This is a genomic window from Latilactobacillus fragifolii, assembly GCF_905332535.1.
In the GTDB taxonomy this organism is placed as follows: Bacteria; Bacillota; Bacilli; order Lactobacillales; family Lactobacillaceae; genus Latilactobacillus; species Latilactobacillus fragifolii.
Genome location: NZ_CAJOCF010000001.1, coordinates 420,554 through 436,318 on the forward strand (window position 1 = coordinate 420,554; position 15,765 = coordinate 436,318).

The following is a 15,765-nucleotide window of genomic DNA, read 5'->3' on the forward strand; positions in this document are numbered from 1 at the left end:
GCAGTCAGGATGGCGACCATGCTGTTAGCAAAAAAAATAAAGCCCCGGCGGACTTTATTTTTAATGGTGCTTAAAAAGCTTCTGTCAATTGTGGCACCACTTGTTTCTTACGGGAAACAACACCGGCTAATTGGGCACGATGATTGTTTAATTTGACATTAAAAGCTTTTTCAAAAGCTTCTGCTGGTTCACCGATGACTAGTGCTTCTGAATTACTGTTTAAGATATCAGTGATTAACAGTACGAACAGGTCGTAACCGTTAGCTTTACTGTCGGCTTCGATAGCAGCCTCAAAAGCCGCTTGGCGTTTGAAAACAGCTTCGATATCAACCGTATTGACTTGATCAATACGAACTTTTTTACCAGCCATGTCAAAAGTTTTAGCATCAGCTTCGATTAATTCGGCTTCGCTCTTATCATCCAAGTTAGTGCCAGCTTTTAGCATTTCTAGACCATATGATTCGAAATCAATATCAGCAATTTCAGCCAATGTCTTAATCGCAATCCGATCTTTTTCAGTCGTTGTAGGTGATTTCATCAACAATGTGTCTGAAATGATAGCGCTCATCATTAAACCAGCTAATTGAACAGGGATTTCAACTTTGTTTTCGTTAAACATTGCCAATAAAATGGTGCTGGTACAGCCAACTGGTTCCGCACGGTAAAATACTGGGTTTACAGTTTCGAAGTTTGCAATCCGATGATGGTCAACAACATGGGTAACCGTCAAATCTTTGATATCAGCCACACTTTGTTGGCTTTCGTTATGATCAACTAACATCACACTGTCAACTTCACTACTTGCTTCTTTGATGATACGCGGGGTTGCTGCCGCAAAGTGACGTAATGCATAGCTTGTTTCTTCATTAGGTTCACCTAGCGCGACGGCTTCTACGTCGTTTCCTAGCTGTTGTTGAAGATAAGCAAACGCCATTGCCGCAACAATTGCGTCTGTATCTGGGTTTTGGTGACCGAATACTAATTCTTTACTCATATTTATACAGACCTTCCTTTTAAAAAAATAACATCCTAATTATACCAAAAATATTAGATGATTCTACGGTTTTGCTCTCTAATCCGCGTTAAATAGTCTTTTTCTTCTAAATAATGGTCAAATTCCCGGAAAAAGCTATCAATCCGTGGAATATCTTCTTTTTCTTTACGGAAGACAAAGGCTAATTCGAACTGAATGGCCGGATCAAATTGGACTGCGTTCCCGTTAAGGCCTAAGTTATGCGCTTCATAGAAACTCTTTGGTAAAGCAGTACTTAAGCCAGTCGCTTCAGCAAACCGCATGATTTCAAATGGTGACGTAAATTGAGCCGCACTTACTGGGCGATCAACTAATTGATTTTTATAAGCTTCACTGATGAATTGATTTAAATAATATTCATCTGGGTAGGTCACCCATTTATTATCTAATGTGTCTTTAAAACGAATTTTCTTACGGGTCTTTAAAGCAGGGTCTTGATTAATAAAAAGTAGGCGTTCATCTACAATCTTACGCGACTTATAAGGTTTCCAGTTCTTAATGCTGTCATCCGGTAGATACATGATGGCAATATCAATTTTGTTGTTTTCAAGCCGATCCCAGATTTCCTTTCGCGTCAACAAGTGCATGCTGACTTCGATGTCAGGAAATTGCTTATAATATTGGATTAAGAAAGATTGGATAACGCTGATTTCCATCGATGCCAAAACCCCAATATTAATCTTACCACGCGTAGCGCTCGTAGCGCTTTGAATTTCATCTGTTGCCGTATTTAATAAATCATAAATCTGATGGGTGACATCAAGCATTGTCCGACCAGCATCCGAAATATGTAACTTCTTGCCTACTGAATAGAACAAAGGCGCTCCAACTGTCCGTTCGAGTTTTTTAATTTGTTGGGTTAAAGCGGGTTGCGTAATGCCGAGTAGTTGTGCCGCTTGGGTATAATTCATCGTTTCTGCTAACTGCAGAAAGTAGGTTAATGTTTTAGAGGAGAAGATATTTTCTTGTTTTGTTTTCATTTTCAAATCTCCGTTCTTTAGTTTACGCCTATCATTATAATAATAAAGATATAAAAAAAGAGCAACCCCCTTTCGTTGCTCATTCTTATTAAAAGCTTAAAAATTTCTTATGTTAGCGTTGTTACTTTGGATAGTCGGCTGTATGCAATAAACGCTCGGCATTGATAACCCGATCGTGTGTCGGTGGTTCAATTCCCACCAATGGATATTTAATCCCCATCTTTTCATATTTCACGATTCCCATCGTATGGTATGGCAGCACTTCAACCCGGTCAACATTGTTTAAGGTTTGGATATAATCTCCTAAGCGCATGAGATACTCATCGTAATCCGTCCGTTCTGGAATTAAGACATGCCGAATCCACATATGATGACCATGGTTCGACATATATTCAATCATTTCCAAAATATGCTCGTTAGAAAAGCCGGTCAGCTTCTTATGCCCCGCTGGATCAATATGTTTAATATCGACCATTGAAAGGTCCGTATACTTCATCAATTCTTTAAATTGACTAAAGAAAGGTTCTTTATACGTAAATGGCTGCCCACAGGTATCCAAACAGGTATTAATCCCTTGTGCTTTGCATTTTTTAAATAAATCAATTAAAAAATCTATTTGAATTAAGGATTCACCACCACTACAGGTAATCCCACCGTCTTTACCCCAGAAGGCCTTGTATGGAAGTGCCTTTGCGATTATCTCATCTGCGGTATATGCTTCACCAGTACCAATATTCCATGTATCTGGATTATGACAGAACTCGCAGCGCATACGGCAACCTTGTAGAAAGACAACAAAGCGGATTCCTGGGCCATCGACTGAACCAAATGTTTCAATTGAATGAACGTATCCAATGGGCACCTCTGGTGTTGCATGGGGCGCGAGAACTCCCTGATCAGTCGATCGCCGTGTTGTAAATTTAATTGCCACTTCACTTTCACCTCTTAAAAGAAAAACTATCCTTTCTGGTAAGGTCGTTAATCCACGTTAACGACCTTACCAGAAAGCGGATATGACTATCCACTTTCGTTAAATTACATTTCATCAAAGAACGTTCTTGAAATAACGTCGTCTTGTTGTTCCTTCGTTAAATCAGCGAAATAGACACAATAGCCTGAAACCCGAACCGTTAATGTTGGGTATTCTTCTGGATGTTGTTGTGCGTCCATTAAGGTTTGCTTATTGAAGACATTGATGTTTAAATGCATCCCTTGATTAATCATGTAACCGTCGACCATATTGACAAGAGCATCCTGACGCGCTTCATCGTCATGTCCTAATGTGTTTGGTGTAACACCAAACGTGTTTGAAATCCCGTCAGTTGCATAACGGTATGGAATCTTCGCGGTTGAAAGTAACGATGCTAAAGCGCCGTTCTTTTCAGCACCGTATGCTGGGTTAGCACCTGGTGAGAATGGTTCACCAGCTTGACGACCATTTGGCGTTGTCCCAGTATTCTTACCATAAACAACATTTGATGTGATTGTTAAAACCGATGTTGATAATTTCGAACCACGGTATAAATGATGAGTATTCATCTTCGTATAGAAGGTCTTCACTAACCATTTGGCGATATCGTCAGCACGGTCATCATTATTCCCATAACGTGGATAATCTGGATTCTGCGCTTCAAAATCAACTGCCATGCCATCTTCATCACGAATAACTTTAACTTGGCCGTATTTAATTGCTGAGATTGAATCAACCGCATGTGATAACCCGGAAATCCCTGTTGCAAAGGTCCGGTCTAGGCGACTATTCTTCAATGCTAATTGAGCTGATTCATAGTAATACTTATCATGCATGTAATGGATAGTGTTTAAAGCATTTACGTAAACGTCTGCTAACCAATCCAACATCTTATCATACTTAGCCATGAATTCTTTGTAATCAATGATTTCACTTGTAATTGGTTGGTAAGCTGGGCCGACTTGAGCTTTACCTAATTCATCAATCCCGCCGTTAATTGCGTAAAGAATGGTCTTCGCCAAGTTAGCCCGTGCACCGAAATATTGAACGCCATCTGCGATTGGCTGGGCCGATACACAACAAGCAATTCCATAATAGTCACTCCCCCATTCATTACGCATTAAATCATCGTTTTCGTATTGAATAGTTGAACTCTTTATTGAAACCGCTGTTGCATAGCGTTTGAACCCTTCTGGTAAACGATTTGACCAGAGTAAAGTGATATTAGGTTCTGGGGCAGCGCCCATGTTTTCTAATGTTTTCAAGATACGGAAGGCTGTCTTAGTTACGTGGTGACGACCATCCATCCCCATCCCACACATTGATAATGTTGCCCAGATTGGATCTCCTGAGAATAATGCATTATAATCTTCGGTCCGAATGAAACGCACCATCCGTAATTTCATGACAAAATGATCAACCAATTCTTGAGCTTCAGCTTCGGTAATCAAGCCCCGTTCTAAATCACGTTGGATAAAGATATCCATCGTTGTATCAATCCGACCAACTGACATCGCTGCTCCGTTTTGGGTCTTGATAGCGGCTAAGTAGCCAAAATAAATCCATTGGATTGCTTCTTGCGCATTCTTAGCAGGTCTTGAAATGTCAAAACCATAGCTAGCAGCCATTTTCTTCATGTCTTGTAAAGCACGATATTGTTCATTGATTTCTTCACGAAGGCGAATCACATCATCGGTCATTTCACCATCGCCAACACCGTTAAAGTCACGAACTTTTTCTTCTGCTAACCGATCAATCCCATAGACTGCAATCCGTGGTAAGTCAGGAATAATCCGCCCTCGTGCATAGGCATCAGGAAGACCCGTAATAATCTTGTAATGCCGTGCTTTACGCATTTCTGGTGTATAGGCATCGAAAACACCTTGGTTATGTGTTTTGCGATATTCATTAAAAATCTTGTGTTGTTCAGGATCAGTCTTAAAACCATATGCTTGTAAGGCATCTTCGGCCATCCGAATGCCACCAAAAGGCATGAATGCGCGTTTCAATGGGGCATCCGTTTGTAATCCAACAATCTTTTCAAGCTCCTTGTTCAAATAACCAGGACCGTGTGAGGTAATCGTTGCTGGATTATCATTGTCAGCGGCTAAAACGCCACCTGCTTCACGTTCTTTTTTCTTCAATTCCATCAGTTGATCATTTAACGTAGTTGTTGCTTCGGTTGGTCCCGCTAAGAAGCTTTCATCACCATCATAGGCCGTAAAGTTTTGTTGGATGAAATCGCGAATATCAATTTCATCTTGCCAGTCCCCTTTATTAAAACCATCCCAGTAGTCGGCTAGATTAATTTGCTCGGTTTTTACCATGTGGATTACCTCCATTAGTCAAGTGTTGTTTATCACAGTTTTCACAAATTTAGTATAACACATCACATAGTTTATGCAAGCCCTTTCTTTTTGATTATTTGCAAACCCTTAAACTTTTCCAAAAGATTGTTCTATAGCCATTTAGCTACTTAAACCATTTTTTAATTCCGTTATTTAAATTGTGCAAAATTTATCTTGCTGTTATAGTACAAACGCCATTAATCCACATCTTATGTATAACAGAAAAAGCAAGCCATCTCATCAATGACTTGCTTTTTTATTATTTTGACTTGTCTTCATTGTTAACTGGAATGGTCGTTTGGATAAATTGAGGTTGCCCAACTTCATCAACGTCCATCACAAAACTGCCGTTCGAATAACGATCGCCAGTTGCATGTTGATAAGGATTAATTGTGATTACTTGTTGTTGATCAGTATGAATCAATAACTCGCTTGCCTGCTCAACCTTAACCATTGCTGCTACCCGATGCGGTTCTTTTTTCAATTCACGAAGAATTAAAACCCCACGACGCGCACGACTTGTTAACCCAACTTCACTTAAGAGCATCCGTTTAAAAGCTCCTCGTTGTGTAACAATGGCAATGGCTGCATGTTTATCTTCCGGATGATACAACGTAAAGTCGGTGACAACATCGCCCTCTTTGAGATCCATTAATTTGACCCCACTCGCCTTAGCGCCTGATACAGAGACTTCAGATAAAGCAAAACTTAATCCGTAACCTTTGTAACTAGCACTAAAGACGGCTAAGCCTTCATCACTTGGTACCCAGTTCACGTCTGTCACATGTGCATCCGAATGTAACTTAATAAAGTCTTGCGCTTTCGAACGGTATGTTCGACTTGGCAAGAGGTCTGTGAAAGCAGTTTGCTTAATATAACCATCATCAGTCCCAATTACAAAGTAACCAGCTTGTTCATTGGGTTTGAAGGCAAATGCTGCAATAATCACTTCATCAGCCGCCAATCCGATTGATTGCGAGATATGTTCGCCCATTTCCTTCCATTTTAAATCAGCGATTTCATGAACTGGACGCTGAATTAAATGTCCATAATTGGTAAACATCATTAGTTGATCTAAGGTTTGGAGCGGCTTTTGTAAGATGGTGAAGTCGCCGTCTTTCAGACCACTACCAGTCCCTTCTGATGCTTGGTATGAGCGCAGACTGCTACGTTTCAAGTAACCGTCATGGCTAACGGCGACCATGACAGTTTCATCAACAACCGTGACACTCGTATCAATTTCAAGTGTTTCGATTTGCGCTTCAATTGCTGTTTTTCGCTCACTCCGATAAGTTTTGACCATTGCTTTTAACTGTGCCTTAATGACCCGTGCGAGTGCTTGAGGATCACCCAGAATCATCCGGTATTCCTTAATTGCAGCATCAAGTTCAGCTGATTCTTGTTCCAAAGCAGTCACATCGGTATTCGTTAACCGATACAATTGCAGTGAAACAATCGCTTCAGCTTGCGCTTCTGTAAAGGCGTAGCTTGCCACTAAATTCTCTTTAGCATCTTTTTTATTCTTGCTACCACGAATCGTCGCAATTACTTGATCTAAAATTGAAAGTGCTTTAATCAAACCAGCAACAATGTGTTGGCGATCTAATGCTTTTTGCAAAGTATATTTCGTCCGGCGAATAACGACTTCTTCTTGATGTTCCAAGTAAGCATGGAGAATTTCTAATAAGCCGACCTGTTTAGGTTGCATATGTGAAATAGCGACCATGTTGAAGTTATACGTAATTTGTAAGTCAGTATTTTTGAAAAGATAATTCAAGATGCCCTGACTATCGGCTTGCTTTTTCAATTCAACGACAACTGATAGGCCCATCCGATCACTTTCATCGCGCACTTCGGCAATACCATCGACCTTCTTTAGCACCCGTAACTCATCAATTTTCTTGACCATCATGGCCTTGTTGACTTCATAAGGGATTTCACTGATAACAATTTGTTCACGATTCCCGCGTAATTGTTGAATGCTAGTTTTTGCTCGCAAAACAACCCGCCCGCGACCAGTTTCGTAAGCCTTTTTAATGCCGTCAATCCCTTGTAAGATCCCACCAGTTGGAAAATCAGGCCCTTTGATGAAAGTCATTATCTTTTCCAAGGTTGCGTCGGGATGATCTAATAGATAGACCAAACCATCGGTCACTTCACCTAAGTTATGGGGCGGAATTTCAGTCGCATACCCCGCTGATATCCCAGTCGCACCATTTACTAGGAGATTGGGAAAACGAGCTGGTAAAACGGTTGGCTCTTCAGCAGTATCATCGAAATTCAAAACAAAATCAACGGTCTTTTTATCGATATCCTTGAGCATTTCACCGGCAATCTTGCTTAACCGCGCTTCGGTATACCGCATTGCTGCTGGCGGATCGCCATCCATTGAACCGTTATTCCCATGCATTTCAATTAACGGTTCCCGTAATTTCCAATCCTGACTTAATCGAACCATCGCTTCATAAATCGAACTGTCCCCATGTGGATGGAAATTCCCCATGACATTCCCGACAGACTTCGCTGACTTCCGAAAGCCTTTATCATAAGTATTCCCATCGATGGACATGGCGTATAAAATTCGTCGTTGGACGGGTTTTAATCCATCGCGAATATCTGGTAACGCCCGCTCTTGAATGATGTATTTTGAATAGCGGCCAAAGCGGTCGCCCATGACTTCTTCAAGCGTTAGTTCTTGAATTTTTTGTGCTTCATCAGCCAAATTTAATCACTCACTTTTCTATTCGTCTAATTGGTCAAATAAATCCACTTCAGCGCTTGAAGTTGTCGATGCTGGTTGACCATTTGTTGTTTCTAAAATGCTGCCATCTTCAGCCATTGTAAACTTAACGTTTTCTTCAATCCATTTCCGCCGTGGCTCAACTTTATCGCCCATTAAGGTGGTTACTCGGCGCTCAGCCAAGGCAGCATCGTCAATCCGGACCCGAATTAACGTCCGACTTGTTGGATCCATCGTGGTATCCCAAAGTTGATCGGCATTCATTTCACCTAGCCCTTTGAAACGTTGTTGGCTATAGCCTTTACCCATTTCTTTAGCGACGGCTTTTAATTCATCGTCAGTCCACGCGTAGGCAATTTTAGTCTTTGCACCAGCCCCTTTTTGTAATTTGTATAACGGTGGTAGGGCAATGTAGACTTTCCCCGCTTCAATTAACGGCCGCATATAGCGATAGAAGAAGGTTAACAGTAGGATTTGGATGTGAGCCCCATCAGTATCCGCATCGGTCATGATAATTATCTTATCGTAATTACTGTCTTCGAGTTTGAATTCAGCCCCGACACCAGCGCCAATCGTATAAATCATCGTGTTGATTTCTTCATTTTTTAAAATCTCTTGTAATTTAGCTTTTTGCGTATTTAAAACTTTCCCTCGCAATGGCAGAATCGCTTGGAACTTGCGATCGCGGCCTTGTTTAGCAGAGCCCCCAGCAGAGTCCCCTTCGACCAAGTATAATTCATTCTTGGCTGCATTTTTTGATTGAGCTGGTGTTAACTTACCGGATAATAAACCATCGGATTTTTTCTTTTTCTTCCCGTTTCTACTTTGTTCACGCGCTTTACGGGCAGCTTCTCTGGCTTCTCTGGCTTTTAGTGACTTCCGAACTAACGCTTGGGCGAACTCCCCGTTTTCAAGTAAAAAGAAACTCATTTGTTCGTAAACCAAACTGTCGACCGCTGTCCGTGCTTGGGGGGACCCCAATTTGCCCTTGGTTTGTCCTTCGAATTGTAACAGTTCTTCTGGAATGCGGACGGACAAAACAGCACTGAGCCCTTCGCGGACGTCGGAACCTTCCATATTCTTATCACGTTCTTTGAGCAAGTTAACCTTACGGGCATAGTCATTAAAGGCTTTGGTTAAACCGGCTTTCATCCCAGCTTCATGGGTGCCGCCATCACCAGTCCGGACATTATTAACAAATGACATGATGTTTTCAGAATAGCCATCGTTATATTGGCCCGCAAATTCGACCTCAATCTCTTCCTTAGTCCCTTCGAAGTACAGCTTATTGCCAATCGTGTCCTTATCTTCGTTCAAATAATCGACAAACGATTGAATTCCTTCTGGGTAATGGAAAACATCTTCGCGTTGTGGATCAGCCCGTAAATCCGTTAATGTAATTTTGACATCTTTAAGTAAAAAGGCAGATTCACGTAACCGTTCTGCTAAAGTATTGTAATTGTAATTAGTGGTTTGAAAAATGGTCCCATCCGGTTTAAACGTAATTAACGTGCCATTGGGTTCTTTAACTTTGCCAACTTTTTTCAAGGTCCCAACTGGATGGCCGCCATTTTCAAAGTGTTCTTCGTAGGCAACCCCATCGCGTACAACGCGTACAGTTAACCATTCTGATAAAGCATTTACGACACTTGCGCCAACCCCATGCAAACCGCCGGATGTTTTATAACTATTCTGGGTAAATTTCCCCCCAGCATGAAGGACCGTTAAGATGACCTCAATCGTTGGAATCCCGGATTGATGCATCCCAGTAGGCATCCCACGACCATGATCCCGGACACTAATACTGTTATCCGCACCAATGACGACGTTGATTTCTGAACCAAAACCAGCCAAAGCTTCATCGACAGCATTATCGACAATTTCATACACTAAGTGATGCAAACCGCGACCGTCAGTTGAGCCAATGTACATGCCAGGCCGTTTTCGAACTGCTTCTAGACCTTCTAAGACCTGAATCGAATTATCATTATAATCTTGTTTTTGATTTGGCATTCAAGTATGACTCCTTTGTTTAAAAATGAACAGATAAGGTATATTATCAACAAGTTTGTGTGATTTTACAATCAAAAATTTAAAATTCCTATCAATGCAAATGTACGTTCGCATTCACCTATTCTAACATACAATATTCCTTTTCCCTTGTCAAAATGCTAAAATAGGGGAAACAAATGCCACAAATAGGAGTTTTTATCATGAAACTTAGTCTTATCTTTATTCTTGCGTACTTGATTGGTTCATTCCCATCAGGCGTTATTATTGGCCGCGTTTTCTGTCATAAGGATCCCCGGGATGCTGGGAGCCATAATATCGGCACAACCAATTCGTATCGCGTTCTCGGACCAATTGCTGGCACCGCCGTGTTATTTCTCGATATTTTAAAAGGCACGCTTGCTGCTAGCCTTCCGATGATTTTTCACGTGCCCCATCATGCATTGGTCCTAGTCGTTGGCTTAGCGGCGGTCGTCGGCCATGCCTACTCGATCTTTTTACACTTTACAGGTGGTAAGGCCGTTGCAACAAGTGCGGGCATCCTACTAGCATATAACCCCCTTTTCTTCGTAATTGCCAGTACAATCTTTATCAGTGTGATTCTGATTACAAGTATGGTCAGCATGGCGAGCATCCTTGGACCATTAATGATTGCGATTTTATCGTTTTACACACATGATTGGCTACTCGGTTCGATTGCAACCTTGGTCCTACTTTTCTTGGTCTATCGCCATCGTGAAAATTTACACCGCATTAAAACCGGTACTGAAAACTTAGTCCCGTTTGGCTTATACTATCGCTACAAGCAAAAACATCAATAACTAAAAAAACGCCAATGCGGCGTTTTTTTGTGCAATTAATTAAAGCTCAAGCAATTGTTCGCGTTCATTGTAAAATGACCGATAAGCTAAGTAACACGCAATAACTGAACCGAGACTGGTTGCCGATAATAGCATAAACGTCACTAAAATCTGGTACATAATCGCTTTGACTGGATCAATTCCGGCAAAAATCAAGCCCGACATCATCCCCGGCAAGCTCACAAGGCCCATTGTTTTAGCTGAATCAATCGTGGGTGCCATCCCGGTGCGAATACTTTCGCGAATAATGGCGATTGATGCTTGTTTAGCCGTAGCCCCCAAGGCGAGTCGCTCTAAAACCGGTTGCCGCTCATCCTTAAACTGGGCGCGTAAGCTCCGATAACTCAAGCCAATGGCGACCATTGAGTTGGAAGCAATCATCCCGGTAATCGGAATGATTTGTGATGGGATAAACTTAATTGCCCCAGCCAAAACTAGTAAGCCCAACGTAACTCCAGTACTTATTAAAATCGCGATAAATGAAATTAAAAACCCTTTGCGCAGTTTCCCCGCCCGCTTTTTAGCATTCGTTGCAGCATTGAAAATAATAATCAACATCATCAATAACGTCAACCAAACATCGTTAATATGAAAGATGAATTTCAATAAATAACCGACAATAAATAACTGAACGATGGCTCGTAAAACACTAATTATCAGATCTTTTTCAAGCCCAATTTTTTCGTGAAAACTAATAATTAATGCGACCAAGACTAATGTCATAGCAAACGTTAGCGAAAGCCCATTAACGGCTAAATTCATCTTGATTTACCAATTCGCCAGCCACAATTTGCACTTGGCGTCCTTTCTGTTGTAATTCTTCTGGATCATGGGTAACGGCAATCATTGTGATGCCCCAATCTTCATTGAGATGCCGGACATATGCTAATACAATTGCCTTATTAGCAGCATCTAAGCCAGTTGTAATCTCGTCAAGTAATAAAATTTCTGGTGGGAATAAAACATTGCGAATCAAGGCAATGCGCTGCTTTTCGCCACCCGATAACGTGGTGATTTTTTTCGTCAGTGGCATGTGGATCAAACCAACCGCCGCTAATGCTTTTTCAATCGCCACCATATCGACTGGTATGTGACGGATCTCATATGGAAAACGTAAATTATCACCAACTGTTTCACCAAATAGCGTTGCTTGTTGAAAGCAATACGAAACTTTTTGGCGATACTGGTTTGGACTAAATTGAGTAACTGGGCGGTCATTCAATACAATGGTCCCTTTTGTTGGTGGTAATAAATCCGCAATTAACCGTAATAACGTACTCTTACCACTCCCAGAAGGTCCTGTAATCGTTAAGTAACTGCCGGTTTCAACGGTTAAATTAATATCGGTTAAAATCACTTGTTGATCCACCTGATAAGATAACTGCTCGATTTTTAATTGCGTCATAAGCCCCTCCTGTCAATTATTTAATTCATAGTATACACGAAATTCACTTCATTAGCCTCTTCTACTGATTGGCAAAAGGACGCTTAAAAGCTTATACTAATATCAGCATGTATTAAATTATGGACGTTTCGTCCGCGCTGGAAAAGAGATGGTGATATGTTAAATAGCTTTTTGCAAGTCATGACGATTGCTGGTTCCGATTCTGATGGTAGTGCCGGGGCGCAAGCAGATTTAAATACTTTTTTTGCGCGTAATGTTTATGGCATGAGTATTCTAACGGCTTGTGTTGCCGGAAATTCATATGGGATTCATGCCAGTCAAGCGCTGGCCCCCGACTTCATTGATGCCGAATTTGAAGCCATTGCAGCTGACTTTCAGGTCCGCGCTTGTAAAACAGGGATGTTGACCGATCGTGCGACCATTTTAACCGTCGCTAATCAGTTGAAAAAACATGATTTTGGCCCCTTGGTGTTAGATCCGGTCATTATTACCAAGCATGGGGCATCATTGTTGGCAGACGATGCTTTTAACACCTTAAAAACAGAATTAGTCCCCTTGGCAACTGTCTTAACGCCTAATTTCTATGAAGCGCAAAAATTAACGGGGATTAAACTGAACACGCCCGCTGATTTCCAAGCTGCTGGGCAAGCGCTATTGGCAATGGGGGCCAAAAACGTCATGATCAAAGGCCATCACGCATCCGGACAATCAGTCGTTACAGACTACGTTCGCCTTGCTGATGGACAAGAATTTTGGTTATCGGAACCCTACATCGAAACTACCCATATTAATGGGACTGGCGATTCCTTATCGGCATGCATCTGTGCTGAACTCGCAAAGGGGCAATCAATTGAAGGCGCCATTAAGACCGCTAAGCAATTTGTTCACCGGGCGATTGCTAACCCTATTGAAGTCGGCCACAAATACGGCCCCATTAACCACCATGCTTAAAAGACAAAAAAGCCCCCGGATTTTTCCGTGGGCTTTTTTGAATGTTTAGTGTTCCGCTTCTTCAATATCAGCATTGACTTGTTGCAAGTCAAAGTCACTATTTAAAAAGGCTTGGTTATTACTTGGGAAGTGTTGTTCAAATGTTTCAAATGGTTGGATCGTCATTTGCGCATCAACCACAGTATAGTCTAGCACATGCCCCCCAAAATCGTGGGCATCGTTTAAGAAGTGCACGTGATAACCTGCAACAGCTGCCCCTTGATAAAGGGCTGGTGCATAGTATCCAATCAACGTCCCAGTTACATCGGTTTGTTCAAACTCGGGTTGCACCCGAGTCGCAGTAGTCAAATTCGGATACGGTTCATGTTGGGTTTGTACCGCGCGCGTATGCATGACTTTAAAGATGCCAGTCATTTTAACCGCAAAAAACAAATTTTTTAACGCTGCTTGCGCTAAAATTTGCGTTTCTAAAGCAGCTTTTGAAAGCTGCTGGATTGTCTGAGTAGGTAGCGATGGATCTTGCCAATGCACTGTCGCAAATGGCACTGTTGCATCAGCCGCGAGCTCAGTTACTTGCCCTGCACCATTCACAATATAGGCGTGACCATCTAGTAAGACGAGCTCCCCCGCTAAACCGTGCGCCGTACCAATGCCAAAATTACCGTGTTTTAGTAATTCAGCCACGGTCATCGTCCCTGTAAACAGCCCTGGTATCAATAATGCTAGAGTCCCGTGTTGATAAACACGTTTGCCATCATTTGTCATTTATTTTCCTCCTCAAATTAAACAAGTTGATCAGGTAATAACGCTTGCCCTAATGATTGATTATCTTTGTAATCAACAGGTACATCAACGAGGACCGGACCATCGATGGCAAAGGCTTGGTCCAATACTTTACCAAGATCTGCGGCTTTTTCAACCCGCAACCCAGTTGCCCCAAAGCTCTCAGCATATTGTACAAAATCAACAGGGCCGAACTTCACAGCGGCTGATTCACCATATTTCATTTCCTCTTGGAATTTCACCATGTCATAATAACCATCATTCCAAATGATATGAACGATATTTAAGTTCAGTCGGACTGCTGTTTCTAAGTCTTGTCCAGAAAATAAGAACCCACCGTCACCCGAAACAGACACAATTTGTGTATTTGGACGCACTAGCGCAGCACTAATCGCCCATGGCAATGCGACACCTAAAGTCTGCATCCCATTACTAAAGAGCAAGTGTCGTGGTTCATAACTTCTAAAATGCCGCGCCATCCAGATATAATGGCTACCAACATCGACAGTGACAGTCATTTCATCGGTTACCCGTGCTTGCAGTTCTGAAATAATATTTAATGGATGGCTGAGGGGATTATCAGTTGTCATTTCAGGCGCATTATCGCGTTGATTAAGTTCAGCATGTAACGCAACTAAATAATCACGCACATCGCTTGCTAGTTGATACCCTTTCATATAAGGTAATAAGAAATCTAAGGTCTGGGCAATATCGCCGACCAATTCTTTTTCTGGCTGAAAATTATGATCGATTTCAGCGCGCATATCATCAACCACCATAATATGTGCATCACTTTCAGCGTTCCAGTTACGGGGTTCATATTCGATTGGATCATAGCCAACTGCAATCACGAGATCACTACGTTTTAGAATCCGATCACCTGGTTGGTTACGGAACAAACCAACGCGACCATAAAAATCTGTTTCTAAAGCACGCGAAATCACTCCCGCAGCTTGGAATGTTTCGACAACCGGAATGTGGGTTTCCGCTACTAAATTACGAATCGCCGCCGTCACTTCTGGTGAAGAAGCACGCATACCAACTAAAAGAACTGGTAATTTTGCTTCTTTAATCCGTTGTGCCAAGAGCGTCGTTTCAACTGGACTGGCGGGGCCTAATTTAGGGGCCATCAACGGTTTAATGACCTTAGAATGGACTTCTGCGTCGGTTACATCTTGGGGGATGCTGACAAACGTTGCCCCTTGCTTAGCTGACTCTGCTTCTTGATAAGCATTGGCAATCACTTCTGATAAATTCTCGGGTTCTTGAACTTCAGCGCTGAATTTTGTGATTGGGGCAAATAACGCCGCATTACGCATGCTTTGATGCGTTAGCCGTAACAAATCAGCACGTTTGACTTGCCCTGCAATGGCTAAGACCGGATCACCTTCAGCGGTCGCTGTCACAACCCCCGTTGCTAAATTACTGGCACCAGGTCCCGAAGTCGCCATCACAACCCCTGGTTTACCGGTAATTCGCCCAATCCCGGCGGCCATAAAGGCGGCGTTTTGTTCATGGCGCGTTAAAATTAATTGGGGCGTCTTGGGATTAACAGGATGTTCTAGTCGTTCAAAAATCCGGTCAATCTTGGCCCCCGGAATCCCGAATACATATTTAACATCATGATTTACTAAACTATCAACAATGGCATCCGCGCCGTAATACTTTTTTTCTTCAGTCATGAC

Annotated in this window: 12 protein-coding genes; 2 read left to right on the forward strand and 10 right to left on the reverse strand. The window is 42.0% G+C overall.

The window, feature by feature from the left end:
* Positions 1 to 70: 70 nt before the first annotated feature.
* The 6 genes from J7Q78_RS02030 to parE form a co-directional block, all read right to left on the reverse strand.
* Positions 71 to 994, reverse strand: a complete 924-nt coding sequence (locus tag J7Q78_RS02030; protein WP_154242022.1) for a manganese-dependent inorganic pyrophosphatase — start codon at positions 992 to 994, stop codon at positions 71 to 73.
* A gap of 53 nt (positions 995 to 1,047) precedes the next feature.
* Positions 1,048 to 2,013, reverse strand: coding sequence for a LysR family transcriptional regulator (locus J7Q78_RS02035; protein WP_208422318.1), 966 nt, complete (start codon positions 2,011 to 2,013; stop codon positions 1,048 to 1,050).
* A 121-nt stretch (positions 2,014 to 2,134) separates the two neighbouring features.
* Positions 2,135 to 2,938, reverse strand: coding sequence for a pyruvate formate-lyase-activating protein (gene pflA / locus J7Q78_RS02040; RefSeq protein ID WP_407929550.1), 804 nt, complete (start codon positions 2,936 to 2,938; stop codon positions 2,135 to 2,137).
* A gap of 110 nt (positions 2,939 to 3,048) precedes the next feature.
* Positions 3,049 to 5,310, reverse strand: a complete 2,262-nt coding sequence (gene pflB / locus J7Q78_RS02045) for a formate C-acetyltransferase (RefSeq protein WP_208422319.1) — start codon at positions 5,308 to 5,310, stop codon at positions 3,049 to 3,051.
* Between the two features lie 280 nt (positions 5,311 to 5,590).
* Positions 5,591 to 8,053: a DNA topoisomerase IV subunit A gene (gene parC / locus J7Q78_RS02050; protein ID WP_208422320.1), complete on the reverse strand. Its 2,463-nt coding sequence runs from the start codon at positions 8,051 to 8,053 to the stop codon at positions 5,591 to 5,593.
* An 18-nt stretch (positions 8,054 to 8,071) separates the two neighbouring features.
* Positions 8,072 to 10,084 carry a DNA topoisomerase IV subunit B gene (gene parE, locus J7Q78_RS02055; RefSeq protein ID WP_208422321.1) on the reverse strand — a complete coding sequence of 671 codons (2,013 nt, stop codon included), beginning with the start codon at positions 10,082 to 10,084 and terminating at the stop codon, positions 8,072 to 8,074.
* A gap of 200 nt (positions 10,085 to 10,284) precedes the next feature.
* Between parE and plsY the strand changes: the two genes are divergently transcribed.
* Positions 10,285 to 10,902, forward strand: a complete 618-nt coding sequence (plsY, locus tag J7Q78_RS02060; protein ID WP_154242028.1) for a glycerol-3-phosphate 1-O-acyltransferase PlsY — start codon at positions 10,285 to 10,287, stop codon at positions 10,900 to 10,902.
* 39 nt (positions 10,903 to 10,941) lie between these two features.
* On the opposite strand, the gene J7Q78_RS02065 is transcribed toward plsY, so the two are convergent.
* Together J7Q78_RS02065 and J7Q78_RS02070 are read right to left on the reverse strand one after the other, a co-directional pair.
* The gene (locus J7Q78_RS02065; protein WP_208422322.1) at positions 10,942 to 11,703 is read right to left on the reverse strand and encodes an ABC transporter permease; all 762 of its coding nucleotides are present in this window, start codon (positions 11,701 to 11,703) and stop codon (positions 10,942 to 10,944) included.
* A complete protein-coding gene (locus tag J7Q78_RS02070) occupies positions 11,687 to 12,346 on the reverse strand; it encodes an ABC transporter ATP-binding protein (protein ID WP_208422323.1) in 660 nt (219 codons plus the stop codon). The genes J7Q78_RS02065 and J7Q78_RS02070 overlap by 17 nt, the downstream gene beginning before the upstream one ends.
* A 156-nt stretch (positions 12,347 to 12,502) precedes the next feature.
* Between J7Q78_RS02070 and thiD the strand changes: the two genes are divergently transcribed.
* Positions 12,503 to 13,297, forward strand: a complete 795-nt coding sequence (gene thiD / locus J7Q78_RS02075) for a bifunctional hydroxymethylpyrimidine kinase/phosphomethylpyrimidine kinase (protein WP_208422324.1) — start codon at positions 12,503 to 12,505, stop codon at positions 13,295 to 13,297.
* Positions 13,298 to 13,342: 45 nt separating this feature from the next.
* On the opposite strand, the gene budA is transcribed toward thiD, so the two are convergent.
* Complete coding sequence (budA, locus tag J7Q78_RS02080; protein ID WP_154242032.1) at positions 13,343 to 14,062, reverse strand: acetolactate decarboxylase; 720 nt, start codon at positions 14,060 to 14,062, stop codon at positions 13,343 to 13,345.
* A gap of 17 nt (positions 14,063 to 14,079) precedes the next feature.
* A complete protein-coding gene (gene alsS / locus J7Q78_RS02085; RefSeq protein WP_208422325.1) occupies positions 14,080 to 15,762 on the reverse strand; it encodes an acetolactate synthase AlsS in 1,683 nt (560 codons plus the stop codon).
* Positions 15,763 to 15,765: the final 3 nt, after the last annotated feature.